Origin of the sequence: Cohaesibacter intestini, from assembly GCF_003324485.1 — a bacterium.
GTDB classification, from domain to species: Bacteria; Pseudomonadota; Alphaproteobacteria; order Rhizobiales; family Cohaesibacteraceae; genus Cohaesibacter; species Cohaesibacter intestini.
The window spans coordinates 44,119-69,239 of sequence record NZ_QODK01000006.1 but is presented as its reverse complement, the minus strand read 5'-3'; the positions used below and the strand labels follow the sequence as shown (position 1 = coordinate 69,239).

The window sequence follows — 25,121 nt, the reverse complement described above, 5'->3', positions numbered from 1 at the left end:
TAGGCCCTTCATCCACCAGATACAAGCGCCAACCCTTTGATAGGTGGCTATTCGTGCGCAACAAAGGCTGGAATGCAACACAGGACCGCAAGCATAAAAAAACACCCCCAGCCGATTGGCTGGAGGTGCCTTTTGGTGTGGGGAAGAGGAGCTTATTTGGACAGGCCGATGCGTTTCAGGAAGGCTTTGTGGCTATCAACCATTTTGGCGGCTTCCGGCGTTTTCTTGGCCCATGCATCCCACGCGGTTTTTGCAGCGCTGCGGAACTGAGCACGATCTTCTGCGGACCAGTCATAGGTGGAGACACCCATATCGTCCATTTTTGCAAAAGCTTCGCCGTTTTCGATCATCGTGATCATCACATAGTCAGACATCAGCTTCTTATGTGCGGTTTCGATGATGCGTTGCTGGCCTTTGGACAGACCATCCCAGGCATCCTGACGGCAGGCCAGCTGGTCAGAAGACATGGAGTGGAAGCCCGGATAGGTGGTGTGCTTGGCTACGTCATAAACACCAAGGGAGGTGTTCTGAGCGAGTGTGGAAGCGTCAGCACCATCAACAATACCGGTTTCGAGAGCGGTAAAGATTTCGGTGAAGTCCATGACCACAGGCTTGGCGCCAAGAGACTGGAAAATTTCTGTTTCCAGGCCCGGAGGAGAGCGGAATTTGAAGTTTTTGAGGGCACCAATGTTAGGCAATGGCTTGGTTGAGTTCAGGGATTCCTGACCACCAACCTGTGCACCGACGAAGTGCATGTTGTATGGAGCATAAAGCTCATTGATCGCTTCGCGACCGCCGCCAAAGTTGATCCATGCCAAATATTGCATTGGGGTGTCATAGCCACCCATTGTATCGGCAACAAACTGGAAGGCCGGGTTTTTACCGGTCTGATAAGACCCGTTGGTCATATCACAATCAAGAATACCCGTGGCAGCAGCGTCAAAGGTTTCAGACGGTTTTACCAAAGCAGCCGAATAGAAGAATTCGACCTTGATCGAGCCTTCAGACATCACTTCGATATCATCGACGAACTTGGCGAGCAGTTTACCCTGTGTTGATTCTGGCGCCATATGCGATTGGATTCGCAATGTGACATCTGCAGCGCTAGCCGCAGACGTAAGAATGCCGAAGCTGAGTGCCGTAGCCATCGCCAGTTTAGTTGATAGTTTCACCTGAGTGTCCTTTCAAATATTGGAACTACCAGGCGCCCGGATCAAAAGATTCGGGCTCCCCCAAAAGACCCGCTAAAGGGTCGCTTGATCGCCTGAAGAGACTGTGTTTCTCCATATCAGCCGACTATCAGTCGGTCTGAATCCCCTCTTCAGACAATTTCTAGGCGCACGACCATCATGGTGGTATCCGAGCGTGCCCATAAATCAGATACACATCCTCACGTTGAAGACGCCGGTTTGTTAAGATTCTGCAGCAAGTGGTTGGTCAGATGCTCACGCACCGCATCAGCATCCTTCTCAAGCGCAGCATCCAGAATGCGCTGGTGATGATGAATGTTGGCAGGAACCTTGTGGAAGTCTCTGTCTTGGAAATTGAGTTGCTGTCGATGACGGAAGAAAACACTCTCATGCGTCTGGATCAGAACGTCATTCTGGCAGGCAGAGATCAGCGTCTTGTGGAAGTCCAACTCGGCATGCATCCATAGCATCAGCAGTTCCGGTGAAGGATCTTTGTTATCCTTGGCTCGGGATTCAATATGCCCCAGAGCATAGTGCGCCGCGGACAGCTGCGCCTCCCAGGCAATGCCTCCGTTACGCACGGAGTGCACAGCACCCTCGCATTCGAGCAGAATGCGAAAATGGGTCAATTCATCCTGCAACTGGTCAGATTGAGCAGGCTTACGAAACCCGCGCTGCTCCTGAAAATCGACAAGTCCAAGCGTTGAGAGCCGGAAGAGGACTTCTCTCATTGTCGAAGCCGAAACCCCATAATCCATCCGCAAGTCTTCCGCACGAATGCGTTGCTGAGGTGCAAATTCAGCGCTGACCATCCGGTCGCGCATATTTTCGAACATATCTGCTATTTCTGACATTTTACCACAAAGATGTTTGTGTTTAAAAATCACGAGATAACGCATAATTTCATAATTTTTGTATAATCTCAATGTTTTTCTTGCGGCCTTTGGTTTTGGACGTTAACTTTTATCCCTAGGAGCTAGCCTCGGCCTCACTTATCCAAAGGCCTAATCGGGCAGCCTGATGCATTGGCAAGGAGTTGGAGGATTCCAAGATTGTCAGCGTTGGGACGCACGGTAGGCCAGGGAAGTCCGCGCCAGTCCATCACGTTCAGCGTCAAGTCTGTTCTAAAAGATGGATATCCAGTTGGCTCTCAAAGCCGGATAAAGATCTGGGGGGTTGCATGAAAACCAGCGCATGTTTCAAAGCACCATTGGAAGGTGACCGCTGCCAACGATAGGCAGCAGTTGACTACCCATCGCAGGTTAACCAGCGATGGGTACATCAATAGTGCACATGGACCCAAATACCCGATGTTTCATGACCGGCTCTGTGAAAATACCAGTTCGCATAAGGAGGATAGGTTATGCGAGTGTCTACCGGGGAATTGCGAGAGTGGATCATTCCCTCCGCATTTCTGATTTGCGGAGGATGGGTTGTCTGGCACATGCCGGCCTTTATCCTTGATATTTATCCGCCCGAGAACCAAAGCCTCGTCGACATTATGAGCCAGCTGCATGCCAGCAAGGATATCGCACCGGGGATTCCGGGTTTATTCGGAGGTCATGCCGATCCCATCGACTGGCTGGCAATGGTGCTTATTCCCATATTGTTTGTGATTGGCTGTTTAACCGTCCGGATTGCACCCAAAGAGTATCAGCACTGGAGGCAGGTGGATCGCCTCTCATTGTTCGTCTCTCGTGTCACGATGATCATCATCATCAGCATGTCGTGCATCATGCTTTACGAGGTGTTCCTACGCTATGTCTTTGAGGCCCCGACGCTTTGGGCCAACGAAATGACCCAGTGGCTGGCCTGTTTCGTGTTCCTGTGTTCGGGTCTTTATGCGATGCAGCAAAGATGCCACATCCGCATTTTCCTGTTCTATGATGTCGTCCCCCGCACCATACAGCGTGTGTTTGACATCATCGCGGTTGCGACGGTTTGCCTGACGGCTTTCTTCCTTGTCTATGGCAGTTTCTATCAGGTTTTCGTCAACAAGTTCTACAAATGGGAAATGTTCGGCACAGCCTTTGATCCTCCCATTCCGGCGACTGTTCTTCCCGCAATTCTGATCGTCATATCCCTTATCGCCATTCAGTCCGTCATCAATCTGGTTGCTGACTGGAACGAGAAAAAGGTGCTGCATAGCGCTGCCGATGAAGTGGATCAGGACGAGATCGATACCCTCAAACGCACTGTTGGAGTCGAATAATGGACGTCGGAACAATCTCAATCGTCCTTGTGGTGGCAATGTGCATGTTGCTTGCCATTGGTGTACCGCTGGCTTTTGCTTCATTCTTCCTGGCCGTTCTGGTCATGGTCATGAAATTCGAACCCGCATTGCTACTTGACCCGTTTACCTTCGGCGAAGGCTTGCTAACCGGAAAGGCAGGAACCGGGCCTCTCTATATCCTGACACAAAAGGTCTTCGGCCTACTGACCGACTATGTCATGATATCGGTGCCGCTATTCATTTTCATGGCCGCCTTGCTCGAGCGCTCTGGCATCGCCAAGGAAATGTATAAGGCCCTTGATTATTGGCTTTCGAGTGTCCGGGGCGGTGTCGCAATCGTAACGTCCCTGATGGCCGTCATCATGGCCGCCATGTCGGGCATCGTCGGTGGTGAAGTGGTGCTGCTGGGGCTGATTGCTCTGCCTCAAATGCTCAAGCTTGGTTACAATCAGGAACTGGCAGTCGGCACGATCTGTGCGTCCGGCACGCTGGGAACGATGATCCCGCCATCGATCGTCTTGATCATGTATGGCCTGATCACCGAGACTTCAATCAAGGCTTTGTTCACCGCAGCCTTCCTGCCTGGCTTCATGCTTGCCAGCTTCATCATTCTTTATATCGTCATTCGCACCCAACTGCATCCTGAACACGCCCCATTGCCTGATCCCAAGCCGGGTGATCCGACCGGACGGCAAAAGATGGGTATGTTCGGTGCATTCTTGTCCATTCTGTTGGCAGGTGTCTCCGCTCTTCTGCTGCTGCGCGTGTTGTTCTTCACCGTAACCGGTCAGAATGCCAACCTTGGTGAAACCGCAGATCCCATCGCGTTGGGTATGTCTTGGCACATCCCTTATCTGGCGGGCTTTGTCGCCCTGGGTCTGTTCCTCGTGTATGTTGTTTTTGGCCGTGAGCGATCCGCTCTGGGCTGGAAACACGGCAAAGGCCTTGTCCCGCCTTTCACCGTCATCAGCGTTGTGCTCGGATCAATCTATGGCGGCATTACCGGCATTACCGAAGCTGCGGGCATGGGGGCGTTTGCCGTCTTCGTAATTGCCTTGCTGCGGGGAGAGGCGTCCATCGGCCTGTTGTGGGATTCCATGATGCGGACGATGAAGTCCACCGGCACCATTTTGTGGGTCACCATCGGTGCGGCGGCTTTGGCCGGGTCATATACCCTGTCCGGTGGGCCGCGTTATATTGCGGATATGATCGTCGGATCGGAAATGCCGACCATGGTGATCCTCTTGACCATGATGGTGATCCTTCTGTTCATGGGGGCCTTCATGGACTGGGTCGGTATCGTGCTGTTGATTATCCCGGTCTTCCTGCCAATCGTGCAAAGATTGCCGATTGAGGAAATCGGCTTCATTGGTCAACTGGACCCCAACATGGTCTCCATTTGGTTTGGTGTTCTATTCTGTATGAATATGCAGGTGAGTTTCCTCTCGCCGCCCTTCGGGCCCGCGGCCTTCTATCTCAAGTCTGTCGCACCGGACCATATCTCTCTGACGGACATCTTCAAAGGCTTCCTGCCCTTCATCGGGGTGCAGGTCTTGGCGATCTCCATCCTTCTGATATGGCCAAACATTGTGACAATTCTTCTCTGATTGAAAGGACCGCATCGGGTTCCGGCTCCCAGTGGGCGAAATCCGGTGCGTCACTCCCGCCGTTTTGACGGCAATGCCGGTGCCTTCTGACACCATGCATGAATTGGCGAACAATTCTGGCAACCCGCTGGAAGGGCTTCGCACGCGGTAAATCCGCACAAATACAAAAGGTGACATGATGAAAATACTAGTAACTGGTGCTGGTGGTTTTGTTGGACAGCGCATGGTGCGAGACCTTGTCGAGCGCGGCGCAATAACGGTCGATGGTACCGAGCAGCCTGTCGATGCTGTTTATGCCTGCGATATGTTTGCAGACGGTGTTGAAGGGTTGGCGAGCGACCTTGATAAAGTCGAAGCGCTGGTCGGTGATCTGACCGATACAGCTCTTTTGAAAAGGATCGACGAGATCAAGCCAGACATCTTTGTCCATCTGGCCGCCGTGGTCAGCTCGGCTGCAGAAGCGGACTTCGATCTTGGCATGAAGGTCAATGTCGACGCGCTGAGAGCGCTGATCGACAGCTGTCGCAAACAGCCAAAGCCGCCGGTTTTTGTCTTCACGTCCTCAATCGCCGTCTTCAGCTGCGCGGGCAATTCCGACATTGACGAGGACCTGACCCCTATGCCGCTTTCTTCCTATGGCATGGAGAAGGTCGTCGGCGAGTATCTCGTTCGCGACGCCAGTCGCAAGGGCTTCATCAAGGGACGCACCATTCGCTTCCCAACCATTTCCGTTCGACCGGGCAAACCGAACAGTGCAGCATCCAGTTTTGCCAGTGGCATCATTCGTGAGCCACTTTCCGGTGAGCAGGCTCTGCTTCCGGTATCCCGCAACACGCGCTTGCATCTTGGATCGCCGGATATGGCCGTCTCCTCCGTCATGCATGCCATTGCCCTTGGTCAGGATGTGATCGGGGATCGCGGCGCGATCACTTTGCCGGGCTTGAGCGTCTCCGTTCAGCACATGCTGGATCGTCTGGAAGCCATTGCCGGCAAGGAAGTGGTCGCCCATGTCAAGGACGCCCCGGATCCCAAGATCGAAGCGATTGTTGTGACCTGGCCAGGGGGCATTGCAACGCCCAAGGCAGAGGCATTGGGTTTCAAGGCAGATGCCTCCTTTGATGACCTCATCACCTCCTACATGAATGCAAATCTGTGAGCAACACGACCCGCAACGGCGGCTGACCTGTCCGGTTGGCCTGCCGTCAAATTTGGAGATAGCAAAATGAGTAAATACAGGTGGACGCGCGACAATTGGCCGATTGCCTGTGCGATGATTCCCTTCTCCCCGGTGCTGCCGGACGGCTCTCTGGTGCAAGACGCGCCAGCCGAGATTTGGGCCGATGCACTCATACAGGTGGCAGAGGAAGGGTTCACCGAACTAGACCCCACGGATAGCTGGATGCGGATTGCCGATCTGGAACCATCCCGTCTTGACGAGTTCAAGGCCGTGGTCAAGCAAGCTGGTTTGACCATCCCTGCCATGTCGACATCCCGCAAATGCGTGATCGATCCCGAGGCCGGCGATCAAACGCTGGCCTATTGTCACCGTTTTCTGGATACCGCAGCAGATGTTGGCGCCAGTGAAGTTGCGTTTGGCTTCTTCGGTCCCTTCACGCCAGCGCAGGAAAAGGCGCTGTGGTTCTGGCTCGCCGAGGGCTACAGCAACCCCGATGACCCTGCGACATGGAAGCTGGCGGTGGATCGGATCCGCGAACTGGCCGATCATGCAAAGGAAAATGGCATTTCGATCGCCATGGAAATGTATGAGGACACCTATATCGGGACACCGGACAGCGCGGTACGCTTTGTCACTGATGTGGACCGGGACAATGTCGGCATCTGCGCCGATATCGGCAACCTTGTTCGCTTGCATCGTCCGATGGACAAGTGGAATGACATGCTGGCGAAGGTCGCTCCCTTCATGAAATATTGGCATGTGAAGAACTACACACGCGATGAAGACCCGGCCACGGGCAGTTATGCCACGGCACCGGTTCCGCTTGAATTCGGGGTAATCAACTATCGCGAAGCCATTCGCATGGCACTGGCAGAAGGCTTTGCAAGCCCCATTCTGCTGGAAAGCTATGGTGGAGACGGGCTATCGGTTTGCGGCAAGAACCTGCAAACCCTCCGCCGCATCCTGCCGCGCGACTAGGCTCTGTCCGACACATCAAAACCCTGCCGACCGGATCTGGTCGGCAGGGTTTTTGTCTTTTGCTCACCGTAATTTCTTTGCCCGCAGGCGGACAATGTCAATGACTTGTTGCAGCCCCGCCCTGCATGCCTGCCAGAGAAGGCAAGGCGGGGCACAAGCCCGTCAAGCCTTCAACCAACCGAGCGTTTCGTCAGTTGGTGTTGAGCCGGGCTTGTATTCTGCACCAATTGGCGTTGTCCATTTGAGGCTATCTGCCAGCGCAAACAGGAAGGGATAGTTGACTTCCCCATGATCCGGAGCCCCACGGTCTGGCACCGAGGCAAACTGGATATGACCGATGTGGGGTAGCAATCTTTCCAGCCGGTTAGCCAGATCACCCTCCATGATCTGCAAGTGATAGCAGTCAAACATCAGTTTCAGGTTTGGTGCACCAACTTCCAGAATGATGGCCTTGGCCTGCTCTGACGTCGCAAGGAAATAGTTTGGCGCGTCATAGTGATTGAGTGGCTCGATCAGGATCGTGATGTCGTGTGCCTCAGCCTGTTTGCAGGCATAGGCCAAATTGTCGACAAAGGTCGCGTGAGCCTTCGGGCCACCCGCAAAGCCGGCCATGACATGCACATTCGGTGTTCCGATGGCAGCGGCATAGGCGACCGCCTGATCAATAGCCGCTCTGGCTTCCTGCTCGCGACCGGGAATGGCAGCAAGGCCATTGTCACCGGCGGCCGTGTCGCCACGCACCGTGTTGAGCCCGAGCATTGTCAGGCCGGTCTCATCCAGCGCCTGTTTCACGTCTTCGGCCGGATAATCGAACGGCCAATGGCATTCCACAGCATCAAATCCGGCAGCTTTGGCCGCCCGAATGGCATCTGGAAGTGCCAAGTCACTCCAAAGAAACCCCAAATTTGCTGAAAACTTCGTCATCACTCCCACTCCACGTCAAATTTCGTAACCAAATTCCTGATTTGCTCCTCACCCAGTCCTCGGGGATGGAGGCCGCGCGTCATCATCGCCAAGCGCGCCGTATCCTCGAGTTCCTCGATGGCGTTGCATGCTGCTTCGACATCCTTGCCTGCGACAACCGGGCCGTGATTGGCCAGCATCACGGCCGAACGTTTGCCCGCCAGCCCGCGGACGGCATCTCCGATTGCCGCATCGCCCGGCATGAAGAAGGGCAGCAACTTGACCTTGCCAAGCTTCATGATGGCATAAGGCGTCAGATGCGGCAGAAAGTCATCCTCATTGGCGTCCGGCATCATCGACAAAGCAACTGAATGACAGGAATGCAGGTGAACAACAGCGCCCGCTGTCGACCGTGTGTCATAAAACGCGGCGTGCAGGGGCATTTCCTTGGTAGGCTTGTCCCCGTCGACCAACTTGCCTTCTGTGTCGAAGCGGCTGAGTTTACCCGGGTCGAGCCGACCAAAACACGAGCCGGAAGGGGAAACCAGCAGGCCTCCATCCGCAGTGCGGGCCGAGATGTTGCCTGTTGAGCCGCCAGTTAAACCACGATCAAAAAGCGACTTTGCCAGCAGGCACATCAATTCCCTTAATTTGGATTCCTCGCTCATGCTGCCTCAAGCTCCTTCAAGCGCGCCAAAGCATCGGTAAAGAACCCCTCTGACCCGAAATTGCCGGACTTCAGGGTCAAGGCGACCTTTTTGCCTGCTGTTTCACAGAAGGACCATGGCACACCGGGTGCAATTTCGACGCTGACATCGAGCTTGTTGATACCCAGTGCCTGAGTCACCGCACCCGATGTCTCACCACCGGCGATGACAAAGCGCTCAGCCCCCTGATCGCGTGCAGCAACCGCCAGCGCAGCCAAAGCTTCTTCGACAAGTTCCCCCGCCTTCATGACGCCCAAGGCCTCTTGCGCAGCCTTGACCTGATCAGGCTCTGCGGTTGCATAAACCAGAGGAGAATCGGCAAGATTCTGCTCAGCCAGCCAATCGAGGGCCGCTTTCGGGCCATTCTGAGCCAGTTCCAGTGGGTCCAGCCGATAGCTGGGCGCTGTTGCGCCATAGTTTGCAACCTGTGCCCGTGTCATGGCTGAGCAGGAACCGGACAGGATAATGGCTTTGTCGGCAAGATGAGGAATTTCGGTCTTCCCGGCATCAGCAGAAAGCAGCCCTTGCTCCAGATACAACATAGGCAGCGGCATAGCGATGGCACTGCCACCCGTCATCAGAGGCATGTCCTGACAGGCCTTGGAGATGGTGAAGAGATCCTCGTTGGCCACAGCATCGACAATCACATGGGCCACCCCTTGCGTCTTCAGCTCGTCCAGTCTTTGCTGAAGAGCCTCAGGGCCTTTGGCAACACAGAGCCTGTTAGCGAGCCCGACCGGTTTGCTGACCTGAGGCTGCAACAGGCGCATCAGGTTGCTGTCCTTCATGGGGGTCAGGGGGTGGTCCTTCATCGGGCTTTCAGCGATTGGCTGTTCACCGACAAACAGATTGCCCATGAAAATTGATCGTCCATTCTCGGGGAAAGCCGGGCAATATATCGTCTGTTTTGTGCCGATCTTTGTCATCAAGGTTTCGGCAATCGGTCCAATATTGCCTTTGTCCGTTGAGTCAAAGGTTGAGCAATATTTCCAGAAAAACCGCTGTGCACCAGCCTTTTTGAGCCATTCATAGGCAGCGAATACATCAGCGAGCGCTTCATCAAGCGGTGCGGTGCGGCATTTCAGGGCAATGACCTCGAAGGCCGCTGTATCGACAGGAGGCTCGGTTGGCAAGCCCATACGGAGTGAAACCTTGACGCCGGAACGCGCGAGCAATCCGGCGAGGTCGGTTGCACCGGTAAAATCATCAGCAATACAGCCAAGCAGGGTAGCCATGAAAAAATCCTTCCAAAGTGGGTGTCCAAGGTGACGAAACAGGCGACCTCATTTGGGAGTGAACCAGTGGAGCTGTTCAGATAGAGGCCGCCTGTTCCAGTCGGAGGAAACGGAGTATTGATGCCTATTCCATACCGGGCAGCAAGATGCCGGCATTGCGCGCATAGACCTTGGCGACCGCTGAATCATCTTCGCGACCAAGCCCTATCCCGGCAGCCGTGACATATTGCTGCAAAGCTGCTGCGGTGATCGGAGCGCTGAATTTCGCAGACTTGGCGATGTCCAGCACGATACCCAGATCTTTGAGCCAGATTTCAATTGCCGAATGCGGTTTATAGTCTCCGGCAACAATGTGCGGTGCACGGTTTTCCAGCATCCAACTGGTGCCGGCACATTTTGAGACGACTTCGACAAAGGTGGCCGGATCAATCCCTTGGGTCACCCCGAAGGTGATCGCTTCCCCCATGGCTGCAATATGGACGCCAGCCAGCAACTGATTGACCGCTTTCATTGCAGAGCCAGCACCGGCACAGTCGCCAAGCCGGAAGACGGTTTCCGCGGTGGCCTCGAACATCTCTTCGGCAGCAGCATAGGCTTCAGGCGTCGCTGCTGACATGATGGAAAGCTGGCCTTTGGCAGCCTTCACCGAACCGCCGGAAATGGGAGCATCAACATAGAGAACGCCATGCTCGGCGCATCTGGCTTCCATCGCACGGGCAAAGTCCGGCGCTACGGTGGCACATGAGAGGACAACGGCGCCCCTTTTAAGTCGTGGAACGACCCCATCGTCTCCAAACAGGACTGCTTCAGTTTGAGCCGCATTCAATACACAAACAACCACAGCATCGAGACTGGCAGCAATGTCGGCGATGGGAGCGGACTTGCCGCCTTCAGCCGCGAGCCGCGCCATCTGGTCGGGAACGACATCATAGCCATAGGTTTCATGCCCCGCTCGTATCAGGCTCTGGGCCATGCCATACCCCATGGAACCAAGACCAATTGCTGCAACTTTCTTTTGGGACATAAGATCCTCCCGATCCAACGCGCCCCGCAGCAAGTACCCTTGCCAAGGTCGCGGATTGTTTGTATTGTGATCGGTATCGGTATCGATACCGTTATCGGTAACAAAATATTGAATGGAAGCCGTCATATTGTCAAGTTGCAAAGCCATTTGTCGGTCGTGATAAACAGGGCTTGTGATAAACGCGGTAAAGTCACGCATGAAAAGGGATGAAAATCGAATGGCTCGTGTCACACTGTCAGATGTCGCTAAAGCCGCGGGCGTCAGCAAGATGACGGCATCGCGCGCCCTGCGGGAACATTCTGATGTTGCAGCAGGCACGCGCAACAAGGTCAGAAAGATCGCTGCCGAGATGGGTTATATTCCCAATCAGATGGCCTCGATGCTGTCTGCCAAATCAGTGCCGATTATACCGATGATCATCCCGTCTATCTCCAACAATGTATATGCGGATATTGTCGCTCACGCGCAGCCTGTGTTGCATGGGGCGGGGTATCAGATGATGCTGATTAACACCGACTATTCTCTGGAGCGCGAAGAGCAGGCAATCGAGGCCTTGATGGCGTGGTCTCCGTCTGCACTTATTGTCTCCGGGATCGAGCACACAGACCGCGCGCGGGGGCTTTTGCAAAGGGCAGGGGTCCCGATTGTTGAAATGATGGATTTGCCAGACAGCCCGATTGATCTTTCGGTCGGATTTGACCATGTCAAGGCTGGCAATGAAATGGCGAACTATTTGCTCAATCGCGGCTATCAGCGGTTCTGCTTCTGTGGTTGTCAGTTGCAGATGGACAAGCGCGCCTACAAACGGTTTGAAGGCTTTCGGAATGTCCTTCTTGCCAAGGGGGCTGAAGAACCGATGCTGATTGACATCGACAAGAATGATGACATTTTGTCAGATGCGGATTTTGATCGGCTGATTTCTGTGGACCCCGCACCTGATTGTATCTATTTCAGCAATGATAATCTGGCAGTCTCAGCCTTGCTGATGGGTGCCAAACGCGGCTTATCTGTCCCCGATGATCTGGCGATAGCCGGGTTCAACGATATATCGATCGGCAGGCAAACAATGCCGCAGCTGACAACGACACAGTCGCCACTTGGTCGGATCGGGGAACTGGCGGCACGGTACGCGTTGGACGCCATCGCAGAAAAGAAAATCTCGCCACGCAGTCTCGATCTCGGATTCAAGCTGCTTCCTCGCGAAAGTGCCTGAAACAGGTCGGGCGCTAAACAAAAACCCTCTGGTCCGGATTATGGAACAGAGGGCTTGTTCGTTTGGAAAATTCAAGGTGTCATCACGTGATGCGTTTAACGCTGGCGAGGATCTCTTCCTTCTCAAACACTTTTTTCCAATCATCCTTCATTAGGGTCGGAATGCCGAACTCGATGGCCTTGTTGCAGGCATCGGAAAAGACACCCTGACGTTCCTCGAAAATCACGGCTGCAAGGATGTTCATGTGACCCAGCAGGAAGTCGCGAGCACATTCCTTGCTGACCCCGGTCTTGATGACTTCATCCATGGCTTGGCGCATGACAACCAGCAATGAGGCACACACGGTTTCGGACAGGCCCGGCTCCAGAAATGCCATCTGTTCGACGGTGCAGCGGTAGGTGTTGGCAACCGGAGCATAAATGGCGCGTGCCACCTTGTCACCCAGATCATAATGCTCTTCCGGCCCTTGCATCAGCGCATTGACAACACCCTGTTTGGCATAATCACCACCGAAATGATCCTTGCGACCTTCCGGCGTTGACTCGTCATTGAAAATTGGCGGGTGACAGGGATGCGTGACGAAGTAGGTGATGTCTTCACGTTCGGGAAGATAACCCGCATAAGGAGCGGCCGCATCCAGCACGACCACCATGGTGCCAGAGGCAAGGGTAGGGACCAAGCTCTCGGCAAGCTTACCGATCACGGTGTCCGGCACAGCGAGAATGACCACATCTGCGCCATCAATGGCTTCTGCCTGAGCAACGGCTTCAACACCATGTTCCTTCTTCAGCAACGCTTTGCCTGTGTCGGACACTTCCACATGGCGCACTTGAAAATCTGTTTTCATCAGGTTGCGCCCCAGACGCATACCCATTTTACCGCCAGCACCGAATAAAGCGACGACTGTCATGGTGGTGACCTCCCTTTCTTGAACAGCTGAACAAAAAACCTCAACTGGTATGATGACCTAATGATTATATCAGTATATATTCAGCCTGCATTGTCAACTCAGCTATCAAAGTTGGCTGCTTTATTCGCTGAAATTTCTCGGGAGGACGCATTGGATCCGCATAACCACGACGAAACATTGTCGCACAAACCTTGGGTGACCTGGTATGGAGACGACTTCACGGGCGCCGCAGCCGTGATGGAGGTCCTCGCCTTTGCCGGACTACCAACGATCCTGTTTACGGAAATTCCCTCCGATAGCTTGAGGCAACGATTTTCTGACGTGAAGGCAATCGGATTGGCTTCCACAGCGCGGTCCAAAAGTCCTGCATGGATGAGAGATAATCTGGCGGATCCTCTTGCCTGGCTCGACAGCTTCAATGCCCCCTTGTTGCATTATAAAATCTGTTCGACCTTTGATTCCTCCCCCGAAATTGGTGCAATCGGCACTGCAATCGAGGTTGGCCTTACGGTTCGACCGGCCCGTGCAGTTCCCATGATCACAGCTGCACCGCAGATGCGTCGCTATCAGGCATTTGGCAATCTGTTCGCAGGCACCTTTGAAGGGGTTCACCGGCTTGATCGACACCCGGTGATGTCCAGACATCCCGTCACACCGATGAGCGAGGCCAATCTGCTGGTCCACCTTGCCCGTCAAACGGTTCTGCCCAGTGCCCTTATCGATCTCGAGGCCTTGTGGAGCGACCCGCAAAAAGTGCTCAATGCGGCACTTGCCTCCCGCATAAAGATTCTTTCCATCGATTCCATGGAGGAAAGATCAGAACGAGCCGCTGGCAAGCTGATTTGGGAAAATCGTGATGCACTTGGCTTTGTCGTTGGCAGTCAGGGGGTTGAATATGCACTCGTCCGACATTGGATCGACCGTGGCTTGTTGACGGAACAGTCCGAGCCACCCGCCCTTGATCCTGTTTCCCAGATTGTCGGAGTGTCGGGGTCCGTTTCACCCATGACCGCCGAACAATTGGCCCATGCAGCCAAGGACGGCTTTGAGTTGATTACCTTCCGAGGCGATCTTGCCTGTGGCGAAGAAAGCGGCCTGCATCAGGAAATCGAGCGTGTGGTCCGATTGTCTCAGGATGTCATCGCTCGGGGAGCCAGCCCTCTGGTCTGTTCGGCACAGGGAACAGATGATCCGACAGTGGAAGCCTTCCACAAGGCACTGGCCAACAGCACTATCGATCGTTCTATTGCCAATGAAAGAATTGGCGTGTCACTCGGTCGCGTCCTTGATGGGATTTTGAAAAGCACCAGTATCAAGCGCGCCATCATTTCAGGCGGCGACACATCAGGCTACGGCCTGCAGCAATTGGGAATTCAGGCGTTGCAGGCCAAGGCAGCAACGATTCCCGGTGCATCCATTTGCAAAGGCTTCGGCGATGGCCATCACGACGGACTGGAAATTGCCCTCAAAGGCGGGCAAATGGGCACAAGGGATTTCTTCAGTTGGGTACGCAGCGGCGGTGGCGCACGATAACGCACACCGGACCGCACAGCCTTTATCCGGCGGTCAATTTCGGGCTGGGCGGGGCACTCTTTCGAGAGAGCGGCAAAGACAAAAGTTACTGTTTGGCAGGTGTGGGCGCATTGGCACGATCGAGGTGGCGAACCATGTCTTCGACCGCGGCCTCTTCGTCGCCCGCTTCCATATGATCAACAATCTTTCTGTGTTCCTTGAGAGAAATACTCTCATTCCCAACCCAGTGCAACAGATCGTATTGATAGTCAAACAACCATCGCAACATCGCTTTGGACGCCGCCGCTATGATAGGATTTTGGGTGATATCCGCAATGCGGGCATGAAATTGAATATCCGCTTCCACGAAGGCTTTCGGATTGTCGAGGGCATTCTGCTGCCTATCCAGCAGGGCACGCAAATCGCGAATATCATCGGGTTCCGCCAGACGCGTTGCTTCTCTGACGATGCCACGCTCAACCATACGGCGCGCCTGTTTGAGATGATCAAAATTTTTCGGAGAAGAATAAAGCAACAGGCGGGCAATTTCGTTGGCATGATCGAGTACCGCGGTCGCCGTCAGTTTATTCACGCGGGACCGCTCGCCATGTTTGATCGTGATGAGCCCCTGGGTATGGAGCGATTGAAGTGCCTCCCTGACCGCAGGGCGACCGACACCGAACCGTTGCATCAGGTCACGTTCCGACGGCAGATAGTCATCGGCGGCAAACTCACCAGAACGGATCATTGCGTGCAATTCATCCAGCACCTGATCAGACAATTTCTGGCGTACGATCTTGCGTTCCACCTTGGCATCATTTTTCTCAGTCACGCTTACTGTCTCCCGCTTCGATCAACCGCGAACGACCCTATCAGATCGTATTGTGCGGCATTCTTCACTCTTACTGTCGAAGATCCATTCCGTCCAGACACCATCCGCCAACCAGCCATGTTGCAACCCCTTTTTCGATGCGACGATCAATCTGATCGAATTCACTGGGAAAGGTTAAGCAACAGGTATAATGACAATACCAGTATGGCAAGCAATATATGGGAAGGTCTCCATGCAAAACCAAACCTCAAGCAGCAACATTATCACTGTCACTTACAGGATCGAAACTGCGGGTGACCCTGAAGCGATTGCGCAAAAGATGGCCGGGGACCAGTCAACGGGGACCTTCACCGCGCTGCCTAATGAAACCGAACAGGTACGGGCGCGTTGTGCTGCAAGGGTCACGGCGGTGCGCCCGTTAGCCCCCCATGACACACCTTCTCTGCCAGACCCAGACACCCGCGGTCCGTATCATCGCGCAGACATCGACATCGCCTTTCCGCTTGAGGCCATCGGCATCGACATTGCCGCCTTGACGACAATCGCTTTTGGCGGGGCCTATTCCATGCGCGGCGTCAGTGGCATTCGAGTGATGGATGTCGATCTACCCGATGCGTGGCAGAGCCATCCGGGGCCACAATTCGGCATCAAAGGCTCCCGCGCCCTGATGGGTGTCGACCATGGGGTGATGATAGCCTCGATCATCAAGCCATCTCTGGGCCTTCTACCTGAAGAAACAGCCCCGATCATTGCCGAACTTTGTGCTGCCGGAGTGGATTTCATCAAGGACGACGAAAAGCTGATGAGCCCCGGCTACTCGCCACTTAAAGATCGCGTCAAGGCCATCATGCCAGTGATCCGGGACCATGAGCAAAGAACGGGCAAGCGCGTGATGTATGCCTTTGGCATATCGTCTACCGATCCGGATGAAATGATGCGCAATCACGATATGGTTCTTGAGGCCGGAGGCAATGCTGCGGTCATAAATATCAACGCCATCGGTTATGGTGGCATGAGCTTCTTGCGCAAGCGTTCGAGCCTTTGCCTGCATGCACACCGCAATGGTTGGGACATGATGACCCGCAATCCCGGCATGGGAATGGAATTCGCTCCTTACCAGAAAATCTGGCGTCTGCTTGGCGTCGATCAGTTTCAGATCAACGGGATCCGGGCGAAATATTGGGAATCGGATGAGAGCTTCGTCAAGTCCTTCAAGGATTGCATGACGCCTGTCTTTGACGATAGCGACCGGCCCTTGCCAGTGGTCTGTTCCGGGCAATGGGGCGGGCAGGCGGTCGATACCTACAACCGAACCGGCAAGACGCTTGATCTGATGTATCTTGGAGGCGGAGGCATCCATGGCCATCCCATGGGCATCGCAGCCGGTGTGCGCGCCATCCGGCAAGCATGGCAGGCCGCCGAGGCGGGGCTCTCATTGCATGAGATGGCAAAGTCCTGCCCGGAATTGGCCGCATCCCTTGCCAAATGGGCTACGCCCTGAAGGAGGATCACGCCTAATGCAATTGCTGCCAGTTTTTGCCCATCAAGGACCACAGCGATGGATCGCTCGTTTGGTGAAACAGATCAACAACAGGATTTGGCGCCCATCACCCCAATGCCTCTGAACACGCAGAACAGGGCTTGATCAACAGGTCCTTATTTGGCCATTCTTTAGAGCGATCTGGGTCAAAACAGAAGACCGGAAGATGCTTGGGCAAAGCATCGACGTCAGAGTGGCAGCCGCGAGACACTGTTCTTAGTAGAAGGCAACGAGACGGGCTCCTTCTTTTCACGGCCTTTATTGCTGAAATCACAAGTGGCTGGTCAGAGTGAATGATTTTCCTTTCACCATCGTTTGTGGCTTCCGAGACAGCCTCGTGACTGAACGGAATTTGGTATGGTTCTAACTGATCGCAACACTTATTGTATCAGTCATAAAATCATGTATAATGTTGAGACATATCATCGCTGCGATGATCTCAAGAAAGCCAATTCCATGCTGCAAAATACCGACCTTAAGGGCGTCGTTGGCGCCGTTATCACGCCTCTCAACGAGACCTTTGATATTGACCTTCCATCGCTACAGCATCACTGCAACCAGTTGCTCGCCGATGGCTGTTCCTACGTTTCTCTGTTTGGCACCACAGGCGAGGGGCCATCCTTCTCGGTACAACAGAAACTGGATATATTGCAGGCAATGGCCGATGGCGGCATGGATATGTCCCTTCATATCCCGGGCATCATGACGGCATCCCTTGATGACGCTGTCGCGCTCTATAAAGCCTACGCAAAGCTGAAATGCCGCGCCGCTTTGATCATTCCGCCCTTCTTCTACCGGGATGCGGATGTTCAGGGAATCGCGGACTATTATCAGGCAATCGTAGAAAAGGCCGGCGATCCGGGCCTTGAGATCGTGCTCTACAATTTCCCGCATTTCAGTGGCATCACCTTCACCGTGGAACAGGTTGAGGCCGTTCTCGAAAAACTGGGAATGACGGTCATCGGGATCAAGGATTCAACGGGAGATCTGGAAGCTGGTCTGAAACTGATCCGTGCTTTTCCTCAATTGTCCGTCTTCACAGGCAGCGATGTGATCCTGCGTCAGATGGTTGATGCCGGTGGCGCTGGTATGATCGGTGGGATGACCAATCCATTTGCCAAAGATTGTGTGCAACTTTATCGTGGTGGTGTCTCGGAAGGCTTCGTCAAGAGAGCTTGCATGCGCATCGAGACCGTTGACGGCAACGGTGGCTTGGCCGTACTCAAGGCGCTGATGGCTGAGCGGTATGGGAACCCGGCCTTTGCGCGCGTGGTGCCGCCATTGCGACCGCTCTCCATGGACAAAATGGCCGAAATCAGGGATGCCTTGAAGCTGGCTGAGGCTGCTGCACTCTAGGCATCGGATTAAGGGAGCGAGAAATGACCGGAAACACACTAACCGAACAGACCGAGGCAGCGGTCAGCGTCAAGCAAATGGCCTATGAGTTATTTCAGGCAGCTTTGTTCGATGGCAGGTTGAAATCCGGTCAGTTGGTCAGCCAGAAAGATCTGGTCAAGCTCCTCCATCTCTCTATCGGTGCTTTGCGGGAACTCTTGCCGCGCCTTGAAGCCGAAGGTCTGGTCACGGTGGTTCCTCAACGGGGCATCCAGATCACGGCAATCGACCTGCCCATGATTCGCGATGCCTTTCAGATGCGGGCCGCCCTTGAACGGGAAGCCACCATTCACGCGGTCCGCAACATGCCATCCATGATTCTGGAAGAGCAGCGCAACCAACATCTTGAGGTTCTAGAAGCCTTGAAAAAAGGGGCTACAGATGACCTGCTCAATCTTGGTCAGGAGGTTGATTCAGAATTCCATGATTTATTGATCCGCTCCACAGGCAACGAAATCATGATTCTGGCCTACAAAATCAATTCCATCCGCATTCGTCTCATCAAGCGCGAGCGTATCAGCCTGAATGAGCAATTGCTGCCCAACACATTTGCCGATCATCTCGCGATCATCGATGCCATTGCTGATCGCAATGAGGCCCGTGCCATTGCGGCCATGGATACACATATTTCCAATGCCCGACAAAGAGCGACGGAGTTCTGATCAGTTATGCCTGCCCCATCAGGAGTTTGCGGGACTATCCCGACACGGTTACGCTGCCAACATCTTTCCGAACCAGTCGGGCTCTATGAATTCTATATCAATGGTGAGCAGATCGGTCACGACGTGATGGCTCTCGGCTGGACAGACGATCTCCAGCTGGTTGAATACCAGTCTCACGTCGTGACCGATCATCTCTTGGCTGGGACCAATTGCCTTGGGGCAATCATTGGTGAGGGATGGTATTCTGGACGCGTTGGACACAATCAACGCCGTGCAGGCAATCATGATGGCAGACGCCCGGCCATGCAAAACCGGAGGCGGCACGCTGTCAGTCGGCGAGGGAAGATGACCAGCTTACTCCTTGCTCCATCACACAATTCTCCATCACACAATGTCAGCCCAATCGCAGCTGGAGTGATGACTGAGCATGGCTCCAATTTCACGCTGGAACCGGGACAATACAGGCAGATTTCGCAGACTGAACAGGTTTGAGCACATCTAAAATACAAACGACTTCTTTTTCAAAGTGGAAAAGTCGGGAGGGAAATATGGAAAACGCATTTTACATTGGGATTGATGTTGGATCTGCCAGCACCAGAACCGGGGTCTATGACAAGGACGGGAACCGACTGTCCTTCGCCACACGCGCGATCAAACAGTTTCACCCAAAAGCAAACTTCGTCGAACAATCCTCAAGCGACATCTGGCACCAGATTTGCGAGGCAACACACGAAGCGATCAAGAAAGCTGACATCGATCCGCAGAATATTCGCTCGGTTGGCGTCGACGCCACTTGTTCCCTCGTCGCGGTCGGAGAGAATGGTGCCCCTATCTCGGTTGATGAGCATGGCGACCCCGAGCGCGATATCATCATGTGGATGGACCACCGCGCCGATTTAGAGACCAGCGCGATCAATGCAACCAAACATGACGCTCTCAAATATGTGGGCGGAGAAGTCTCCATCGAGATGGAGCTGCCGAAAATTCTCTGGCTGAAAACCAATCATCCCGACCGATACTCCAATGTCTGGCGCTTTTTTGACCTTGCTGACTATCTCATTTGGCGCTGCACGGCTGCCGATGTTGCCAGCACATGCACATTGACCTGCAAATGGAACTATCTGGCCCATGAAAACAGATTTCCCGAGGACATGCTGCAATCGGTTGGGCTTGAAGATCTGACGTCAAAGGTCCCTCCGGTAGTCGCGCCTTTGGGGGATGCTGTCGGCACCATTGGCAACAAGGCGGCAAAAGACCTTGGCATCCCGGAAGGCGTCACAGTCGCAAGTGGCATTATTGATGCGCATGCGGGCGGCCTTGCCCTGTTGGGAGCCAAGCCAGAAGGTGGCCTTGCCCTCATATCAGGGACTTCCAACTGCCACATGATCGTCAATCGTGAACCGGTCATGGTACCCGGCGTCTGGGGGCCTTATTGGGGCGCAATGATCCCGGGCTACTGGCTGGGTGAAGGAGGACAAAGCGCGGCCGGTTCTCTGGTCGAATGGACCATTGAACAAAGCGACGCAAGCGAGGAGTTGAAACAGGAAGCAGAGCGTCGAGGCATGCATCCGGTTGCCTTGCTAAACGAATGGGTTGCCGATCTCGAAGCCCGTGAGCCATATCCGACGCGCGACTTGCATATTCTGGGCGACCACCACGGCAACCGCTCCCCACGCGCCAATCCGCATGCACGCGGTGTGGTGTCCGGTTTGACTCTTGAAAAGGGACGGGATGCGCTTGCCCGTTTGTATCTCGCCACCTTGCAGACTGTTGCCTATGGGACTCGTCACATCATTGAGGAAAAGACAAAGGCCGGCCATTCCATTGACACGCTCTATGTCTGTGGTGGCGCGACGAAAAATCCGCTTTGGCTGCGTGAATATGCCGATGTTACGGGTTGTGACATTCACATGGCCGCCGAAGAAGATGTTGTAACACTCGGCGCCGCCATTCTTGGCGCTGTCGCCAGCGGCGATTTCGGATCCATTCCAGAAGCCAGCGCGAAACTGGTTCGTCCGGGTGAGACCGTCAAGGCGAACCCCGACAAGGCCGCATTCCATGACGCCAAATTCAAGGTCTATCTCGCGCTTTACGAAAACCGTCAGCAACATAACCGCTTGATGGCCGATGCCCTTGCCAGTGCATGAAAACCAGAATCATAGAGGAACTCTATCCATGCTAAAACTTCCGGAACAAAGCCCATCCATCGTGGCTGGCGAGAAAGAAATACTGGTTGTGACCAATGCAGATTTGCGCGAAAGCGCCAATGTGCCCTGCTGGCCGATCTATCAGGACTATTCAGAGCGCCTAGAACGTGAGCTGACCGCTCAGGGCTACAAGATGGTGCGGGCCCATGGCTATGATGAAAGCCGCGGCCATGGCTTCATTTCATCCCAAAAAGAAGGATCAGAGCTCTTCTCCCGCATTGATCCCGACGCCCCGCTGATTGTCTTGCTGACCGCCTGGCAATATTCCCATCATATTGCCCCGTCCCTTGCATCCCATCGCGGCCCCATCTTGCTGCTCGCCAACTTCGATGGCACGTGGCCCGGGCTGGTCGGCATGTTGTGCATGGCTGGCTCTCTGACGTCGCTGGGTGTCGAGTATGCCCGCCTCTGGTCTGACAGTTTCGAAGACGATTTCTTCAAACAGGGACTGGCAACCTGGCTGGAAAGCGGCAAAATCGATCATAATCTCTCCTATCTCGAAGATGTCTCGTCCGATCATCCGGTTTTGCAAACCCCGGCAGGCAAGGATGGCATCAAGGTCGGAGAATATATCCTGCGCAACAAGGCGATCCTTGGCCTCTTTGACACGATGTGCATGGGCATGATGAACGGCTATTTCCCGATCAAGGCGCTGACCGATATCGGGATGCCGCTCGAAGGTCTGTCCCAATCGGCTCTGCTTGTTGAAATGGAAAAAGTGCCGCAAGATCTGCGGGAAGCCTGCCTCAAATTCTATGAAGATCGCGGCATGCAGTTCCAGTGGGGCGAGGATGAGGCAACCGAACTCACCCGCGCTCATGTGCTTGAGCAATGCGCCATGATGATTGCTATGGCCCGATTCACCAAACGCTTCGGGCTGGCCGCGGTCGGCGTTCAGTATCAGCAGGGCCTGAAAGACTGTTGCGCAGCGTCAGACTTCGCCGAAGGAGCTATCGGCTCAACCGAGCGCTTCCCGATCCCCGATGAAGACGGATCCATCATTTGCGAAGGCAAGCCCATCCCGTGCGTCAACGAAGTCGACATGGGAACAGCCATTCCGCAGACCATGCTGTTCCGCCTGCTCGACGCCATGGGGCTTCCATCTGAAACCACCTTGCATGATGTCCGCTGGGGCAGCGCGTATGAGGGCACATTCTACTGGGATTTCGAAATTTCCGGGGCTGTGCCATTCGAGCATATCAAGGACGGGATTGCCGGTGCGAAAGGTTACCGCCAGCCGCCGATGTTCTTCCCGAAAGGTGGGTCAACCATTGCCGGTCAGTGCAAGGCTGGCCGTTTCATCTGGGCCCGCGCTCATTATGTCGGAACGGACGTAATCATGCATATCGGCACCGGTGAAGCCTTCGAATTGCCAGAGGATGAATTTGAACGTCGCCGCAAGGCCACGACCTATGAATGGCCTTTGATGAATGCGACCCTTGATGGCGTAGAGCGCGACGACCTGATGGCAGGACACCAGTCCAACCACATCACAATTGCCTATGTCGCCTCAGACAAACTGCAAGACGTATTGCGTGCATTCGTCGCGCAGGCTCTCACCCAGGGGATAAAGGTCAAAATTGCGGGTTCGGCAAAAGACAGCCTTTAACCGCAGAGCTTTCCCACTTACGAACCCAATTGGATTGTAGGAGGGAAAGGGAAACCAGACAAAGCCTATGCCGCCATCAGTGTGACACCTGATTGGCGGCATTGCTATGACTAGATCTGCGGTGATCCTTGCGGAGTGAAATGCAGCTACGATTGAACAACTTGTTGGGAGCGCGTGATCAATTTGGGACTTATGCCATGCGCTCAGAGTTGCTATCATTATTCTGGTCTGCAACAGGAGACCATACATGCTTGAACTTCGACCCAATTGTGAACTCTGTGATCGCGACTTGCCTCCGGAGAGCTATGATGCCCGGATCTGCTCATACGAATGCACCTATTGCGCCGATTGCGTGGAAAAGATCCTGCATAATGTCTGCCCCACTTGTGGGGGCGGCTTCACTCCGCGACCGATCCGCCCCAGCAAGGCCTGGCGAAGCGAAAAGAAACTTGGCCTTGGCCATGATCCCGCGAGCAGCGACAGAATCCATACAAAATATTCAAAACAAGAAATTGAGACGCTGGTCTCAAGGATCAAGAATTTAAAACCCCACGAACGCTAAAGACGACCTGCTGGGACTTTATGAAATGCCCGGTTCTTGACACTGTTGAAAGACGCTGCGGCGGGCAAAATTGTCAGCCCACCCGCCGCGATTATTCACTAAATACGGGTCTTTGGCGCTGCCTTGCGGTTTGAGTCACCCGAATTTGGCTCACCTTTCGGCTCGATCAGCAACAATTTGACCTCGCTGGCGGCCCGCGGTCGATGCACCACCCCTTTGGGGACAACAAACAATTCTCCCGCTTTGATGGTACGTGATGGCTCCCCTTCAATATCCATCTGTAACTCACCTTCCAGAACGAAGAAAAAGTCATCAGTCGTGTCGTGTTTGTGAAATTCATACTCACCGAGGATTTTAACAACCATAATCTCATTGTCGTTATAATCGGCAACGACATGCGGGTCCCAGTGCGTTGAAAATTGCGACAGCTTTTCCGCCAAATTGACTGACTGCATTGATGATTTCCTTCCTGTTGTGATTACATACATGTTTGTGACGTCCCTAGGAGAATTGCGATCCAAAACGAACGACAAACCAGAGAAACAAGATCACATGACCTCACACCAGGTCTTGAACGATCGTGCACGAGCGATTGGGTGGTCGCCGCTCCCTGGCAGACTGGTATCCAGCGGATCGAGGCCTATTTCTCAGGTGAAGCCTACGCCCCGCATCGTCACGACACCTACTCGATCGGTTACACGATCAAGGGCGTCCAGAGCTTCGATTATCGTGGCGTACGTGCTGATAGTCTCGCAGGGCAGGTGATCGTCCTCCACCCGGACGAAATTCATACAGGCGAAGCTGGAACCGAAGCCGGGTTCCACTACCGAATGCTGTATGTCGAGCCGTCGCTGGTGCGGTCGGCTCTGGGGACGAGGACCAGTGCACTTCCCTTTTTGCGTGAAGCAGTCCTTACGGATCGCCGCTTAATGCTAGCGCTTCATGCAGCATTCACCGATATGGACACGACACTCGAAACGGTAGCGATGGATGAGCTGGTCGTATTGCTGGCTGACGGATTGCTGGCGAATGACAAGTCCGCGCAGCGAGCAAAAAGCGCTCTGATCGATTTCGTTGCGGTAAATCGCGCAAGGGACTTTCTTGACAGCAATCTCGATCAGGTCGTCCACTCCAACCAACTGGAAAAAATCACGGACTTAGACCGGTATGCACTGTCTCGCCAGTTCCGCAAAGCATTCGGAACCAGCCCGTATCGATATCTGACGATGCGTCGTTTGGATCAAGTGAGAGGCGATATCGCAGCGGGCGCAAGTCTGGCTGACGCCGCTATAAGAGCCGGTTTCAGCGATCAGCCGCACATGACGCGACAGTTCAAATCGGGTTTTGGAATGTCACCCGGATATTGGCAACGTCTGGTTCAACGCGTTTGAGATTGTCAAACAACCTCTCGTCATCAAATCAATCTGTAGGTCCAAACGGTTCAGATAAGTTTGTCTGCGTGCGGCAAAGGCATGGCCGCTTTACGTCTTGTCGCGGTCCATGCCTGATCATTGATCTCCGGCGCATCAAACAATTGCAAAGCTCCAGCTCAGTTTTCCCGTCTATTCTTACACCAAATGGCTCTTTGACGCTCTGCATCAAACGGCTCTGGGCCCTCTCAAAAC

23 protein-coding genes are annotated in these 25,121 nt (G+C 54.1%); 14 read left to right on the top strand and 9 right to left on the bottom strand.

Annotation, left to right across the window (positions count from 1 at the left end; translation table 11 throughout):
* Positions 1-152 precede the first annotated feature (152 nt).
* Both DSD30_RS18315 and DSD30_RS18310 read right to left on the bottom strand, forming a co-directional pair.
* Positions 153-1,172: a TRAP transporter substrate-binding protein gene (locus DSD30_RS18315; protein ID WP_245418534.1), complete on the bottom strand. Its 1,020-nt coding sequence runs from the start codon at positions 1,170-1,172 to the stop codon at positions 153-155.
* A 218-nt stretch (positions 1,173-1,390) separates the two neighbouring features.
* Complete coding sequence (locus tag DSD30_RS18310) at positions 1,391-2,089, bottom strand: GntR family transcriptional regulator (protein WP_198663040.1); 699 nt, start codon at positions 2,087-2,089, stop codon at positions 1,391-1,393.
* Positions 2,090-2,553: 464 nt separating this feature from the next.
* Here DSD30_RS18310 and DSD30_RS18305 point away from each other — a divergent pair, with 464 nt between their 5' ends.
* The 4 genes from DSD30_RS18305 (at position 2,554) to DSD30_RS18290 (ending at position 7,185) form a co-directional block, all read left to right on the top strand.
* On the top strand, positions 2,554-3,402 hold the full coding sequence (locus DSD30_RS18305) for a TRAP transporter small permease subunit (RefSeq protein WP_114011197.1): 849 nt from the start codon (positions 2,554-2,556) through the stop codon (positions 3,400-3,402).
* Positions 3,402-5,030, top strand: a complete 1,629-nt coding sequence (locus tag DSD30_RS18300; RefSeq protein ID WP_114011196.1) for a TRAP transporter large permease — start codon at positions 3,402-3,404, stop codon at positions 5,028-5,030. The genes DSD30_RS18305 and DSD30_RS18300 overlap by 1 nt, the downstream gene beginning before the upstream one ends.
* A gap of 178 nt (positions 5,031-5,208) precedes the next feature.
* Positions 5,209-6,186, top strand: coding sequence for a D-erythronate dehydrogenase (denD, locus tag DSD30_RS18295; RefSeq protein WP_114011306.1), 978 nt, complete (start codon positions 5,209-5,211; stop codon positions 6,184-6,186).
* 66 nt (positions 6,187-6,252) lie between these two features.
* Positions 6,253-7,185 (top strand): sugar phosphate isomerase/epimerase family protein, encoded by a 933-nt coding sequence (locus DSD30_RS18290; RefSeq protein WP_114011195.1) that lies wholly within the window; start codon positions 6,253-6,255, stop codon positions 7,183-7,185.
* A gap of 162 nt (positions 7,186-7,347) precedes the next feature.
* On the opposite strand, the gene DSD30_RS18285 is transcribed toward DSD30_RS18290, so the two are convergent.
* The 4 genes from DSD30_RS18285 to ltnD all read right to left on the bottom strand — a co-directional run bounded on the left by DSD30_RS18285 (position 7,348) and on the right by ltnD (position 11,054).
* The gene (locus tag DSD30_RS18285; protein ID WP_114011194.1) at positions 7,348-8,109 is read right to left on the bottom strand and encodes a hydroxypyruvate isomerase family protein; all 762 of its coding nucleotides are present in this window, start codon (positions 8,107-8,109) and stop codon (positions 7,348-7,350) included.
* Entirely contained in the window at positions 8,109-8,756 is a 648-nt protein-coding gene (otnC, locus tag DSD30_RS18280; protein ID WP_114011193.1) for a 3-oxo-tetronate 4-phosphate decarboxylase, read from the bottom strand. Before otnC ends, DSD30_RS18285 begins: the two co-directional genes overlap by 1 nt.
* Positions 8,753-10,030, bottom strand: a complete 1,278-nt coding sequence (gene otnK, locus DSD30_RS18275; RefSeq protein ID WP_114011192.1) for a 3-oxo-tetronate kinase — start codon at positions 10,028-10,030, stop codon at positions 8,753-8,755. Before otnK ends, otnC begins: the two co-directional genes overlap by 4 nt.
* Before the next feature lie 124 nt (positions 10,031-10,154).
* Positions 10,155-11,054 carry an L-threonate dehydrogenase gene (gene ltnD / locus DSD30_RS18270; protein ID WP_114011305.1) on the bottom strand — a complete coding sequence of 300 codons (900 nt, stop codon included), beginning with the start codon at positions 11,052-11,054 and terminating at the stop codon, positions 10,155-10,157.
* A gap of 217 nt (positions 11,055-11,271) precedes the next feature.
* Between ltnD and DSD30_RS18265 the strand changes: the two genes are divergently transcribed.
* Complete coding sequence (locus tag DSD30_RS18265) at positions 11,272-12,267, top strand: LacI family DNA-binding transcriptional regulator (protein ID WP_198663039.1); 996 nt, start codon at positions 11,272-11,274, stop codon at positions 12,265-12,267.
* 82 nt (positions 12,268-12,349) lie between these two features.
* Here DSD30_RS18265 and DSD30_RS18260 read toward each other — a convergent pair whose 3' ends face one another.
* The gene (locus tag DSD30_RS18260; RefSeq protein ID WP_114011190.1) at positions 12,350-13,177 is read right to left on the bottom strand and encodes a phosphogluconate dehydrogenase C-terminal domain-containing protein; all 828 of its coding nucleotides are present in this window, start codon (positions 13,175-13,177) and stop codon (positions 12,350-12,352) included.
* Positions 13,178-13,372: 195 nt separating this feature from the next.
* Here DSD30_RS18260 and DSD30_RS18255 point away from each other — a divergent pair, with 195 nt between their 5' ends.
* Positions 13,373-14,710 (top strand): four-carbon acid sugar kinase family protein, encoded by a 1,338-nt coding sequence (locus tag DSD30_RS18255; protein ID WP_280955323.1) that lies wholly within the window; start codon positions 13,373-13,375, stop codon positions 14,708-14,710.
* An 85-nt stretch (positions 14,711-14,795) separates the two neighbouring features.
* Here the strand turns inward: DSD30_RS18255 and nanR are convergent, their stop codons facing one another.
* Positions 14,796-15,521 (bottom strand): transcriptional regulator NanR, encoded by a 726-nt coding sequence (gene nanR / locus DSD30_RS18250; protein ID WP_245418533.1) that lies wholly within the window; start codon positions 15,519-15,521, stop codon positions 14,796-14,798.
* A gap of 232 nt (positions 15,522-15,753) precedes the next feature.
* Between nanR and oiaX the strand changes: the two genes are divergently transcribed.
* The 7 genes from oiaX to DSD30_RS18215 all read left to right on the top strand — a co-directional run bounded on the left by oiaX (position 15,754) and on the right by DSD30_RS18215 (position 23,496).
* Entirely contained in the window at positions 15,754-17,022 is a 1,269-nt protein-coding gene (gene oiaX, locus DSD30_RS18245) for a 3-oxo-isoapionate-4-phosphate decarboxylase OiaX (RefSeq protein WP_114011188.1), read from the top strand.
* Positions 17,023-17,517: 495 nt separating this feature from the next.
* Positions 17,518-18,417: a dihydrodipicolinate synthase family protein gene (locus DSD30_RS18240; protein WP_114011303.1), complete on the top strand. Its 900-nt coding sequence runs from the start codon at positions 17,518-17,520 to the stop codon at positions 18,415-18,417.
* Between the two features lie 23 nt (positions 18,418-18,440).
* Positions 18,441-19,118 (top strand): GntR family transcriptional regulator, encoded by a 678-nt coding sequence (locus tag DSD30_RS18235; protein WP_114011187.1) that lies wholly within the window; start codon positions 18,441-18,443, stop codon positions 19,116-19,118.
* Positions 19,119-19,124: 6 nt separating this feature from the next.
* Positions 19,125-19,610 (top strand): alpha-L-rhamnosidase N-terminal domain-containing protein, encoded by a 486-nt coding sequence (locus tag DSD30_RS22055; RefSeq protein WP_114011186.1) that lies wholly within the window; start codon positions 19,125-19,127, stop codon positions 19,608-19,610.
* 56 nt (positions 19,611-19,666) lie between these two features.
* Positions 19,667-21,265, top strand: a complete 1,599-nt coding sequence (locus tag DSD30_RS18225; RefSeq protein WP_114011185.1) for an FGGY-family carbohydrate kinase — start codon at positions 19,667-19,669, stop codon at positions 21,263-21,265.
* Positions 21,266-21,293: 28 nt separating this feature from the next.
* Complete coding sequence (locus DSD30_RS18220) at positions 21,294-22,934, top strand: signal transduction protein (RefSeq protein WP_114011184.1); 1,641 nt, start codon at positions 21,294-21,296, stop codon at positions 22,932-22,934.
* Positions 22,935-23,181: 247 nt separating this feature from the next.
* A complete protein-coding gene (locus DSD30_RS18215) occupies positions 23,182-23,496 on the top strand; it encodes a DUF1272 domain-containing protein (protein ID WP_114011183.1) in 315 nt (104 codons plus the stop codon).
* A gap of 98 nt (positions 23,497-23,594) precedes the next feature.
* Here DSD30_RS18215 and DSD30_RS18210 read toward each other — a convergent pair whose 3' ends face one another.
* On the bottom strand, positions 23,595-23,951 hold the full coding sequence (locus DSD30_RS18210; protein WP_114011182.1) for a cupin domain-containing protein: 357 nt from the start codon (positions 23,949-23,951) through the stop codon (positions 23,595-23,597).
* A gap of 141 nt (positions 23,952-24,092) precedes the next feature.
* Here DSD30_RS18210 and DSD30_RS18205 point away from each other — a divergent pair, with 141 nt between their 5' ends.
* Positions 24,093-24,887 carry an AraC family transcriptional regulator gene (locus tag DSD30_RS18205; RefSeq protein ID WP_114011181.1) on the top strand — a complete coding sequence of 265 codons (795 nt, stop codon included), beginning with the start codon at positions 24,093-24,095 and terminating at the stop codon, positions 24,885-24,887.
* Positions 24,888-25,121 lie beyond the last annotated feature (234 nt).

Bases quoted from the DNA above. Each gene is read 5' to 3' on its own strand.
- DSD30_RS18235 (WP_114011187.1), top strand. From the start codon at position 18,441: ATGACCGGAAACACACTAACCGAACAGACCGAGGCAGCGGTCAGCGTC.
- oiaX (WP_114011188.1), top strand. From the start codon at position 15,754: ATGCAAAACCAAACCTCAAGCAGCAACATTATCACTGTCACTTACAGG.
- DSD30_RS18305 (WP_114011197.1), top strand. From the start codon at position 2,554: ATGCGAGTGTCTACCGGGGAATTGCGAGAGTGGATCATTCCCTCCGCA.
- DSD30_RS18265 (WP_198663039.1), top strand. From the start codon at position 11,272: ATGGCTCGTGTCACACTGTCAGATGTCGCTAAAGCCGCGGGCGTCAGC.
- DSD30_RS22055 (WP_114011186.1), top strand. From the start codon at position 19,125: ATGCCTGCCCCATCAGGAGTTTGCGGGACTATCCCGACACGGTTACGC.
- ltnD (WP_114011305.1), bottom strand. From the start codon at position 11,054: ATGTCCCAAAAGAAAGTTGCAGCAATTGGTCTTGGTTCCATGGGGTAT.
- DSD30_RS18260 (WP_114011190.1), bottom strand. From the start codon at position 13,177: ATGACAGTCGTCGCTTTATTCGGTGCTGGCGGTAAAATGGGTATGCGT.
- DSD30_RS18210 (WP_114011182.1), bottom strand. From the start codon at position 23,951: ATGCAGTCAGTCAATTTGGCGGAAAAGCTGTCGCAATTTTCAACGCAC.
- DSD30_RS18285 (WP_114011194.1), bottom strand. From the start codon at position 8,109: ATGACGAAGTTTTCAGCAAATTTGGGGTTTCTTTGGAGTGACTTGGCA.
- DSD30_RS18300 (WP_114011196.1), top strand. From the start codon at position 3,402: ATGGACGTCGGAACAATCTCAATCGTCCTTGTGGTGGCAATGTGCATG.
- DSD30_RS18290 (WP_114011195.1), top strand. From the start codon at position 6,253: ATGAGTAAATACAGGTGGACGCGCGACAATTGGCCGATTGCCTGTGCG.
- DSD30_RS18225 (WP_114011185.1), top strand. From the start codon at position 19,667: ATGGAAAACGCATTTTACATTGGGATTGATGTTGGATCTGCCAGCACC.
- DSD30_RS18310 (WP_198663040.1), bottom strand. From the start codon at position 2,089: ATGCGTTATCTCGTGATTTTTAAACACAAACATCTTTGTGGTAAAATG.
- DSD30_RS18215 (WP_114011183.1), top strand. From the start codon at position 23,182: ATGCTTGAACTTCGACCCAATTGTGAACTCTGTGATCGCGACTTGCCT.
- DSD30_RS18220 (WP_114011184.1), top strand. From the start codon at position 21,294: ATGCTAAAACTTCCGGAACAAAGCCCATCCATCGTGGCTGGCGAGAAA.
- DSD30_RS18240 (WP_114011303.1), top strand. From the start codon at position 17,518: ATGCTGCAAAATACCGACCTTAAGGGCGTCGTTGGCGCCGTTATCACG.
- otnK (WP_114011192.1), bottom strand. From the start codon at position 10,030: ATGGCTACCCTGCTTGGCTGTATTGCTGATGATTTTACCGGTGCAACC.
- otnC (WP_114011193.1), bottom strand. From the start codon at position 8,756: ATGAGCGAGGAATCCAAATTAAGGGAATTGATGTGCCTGCTGGCAAAG.
- denD (WP_114011306.1), top strand. From the start codon at position 5,209: ATGAAAATACTAGTAACTGGTGCTGGTGGTTTTGTTGGACAGCGCATG.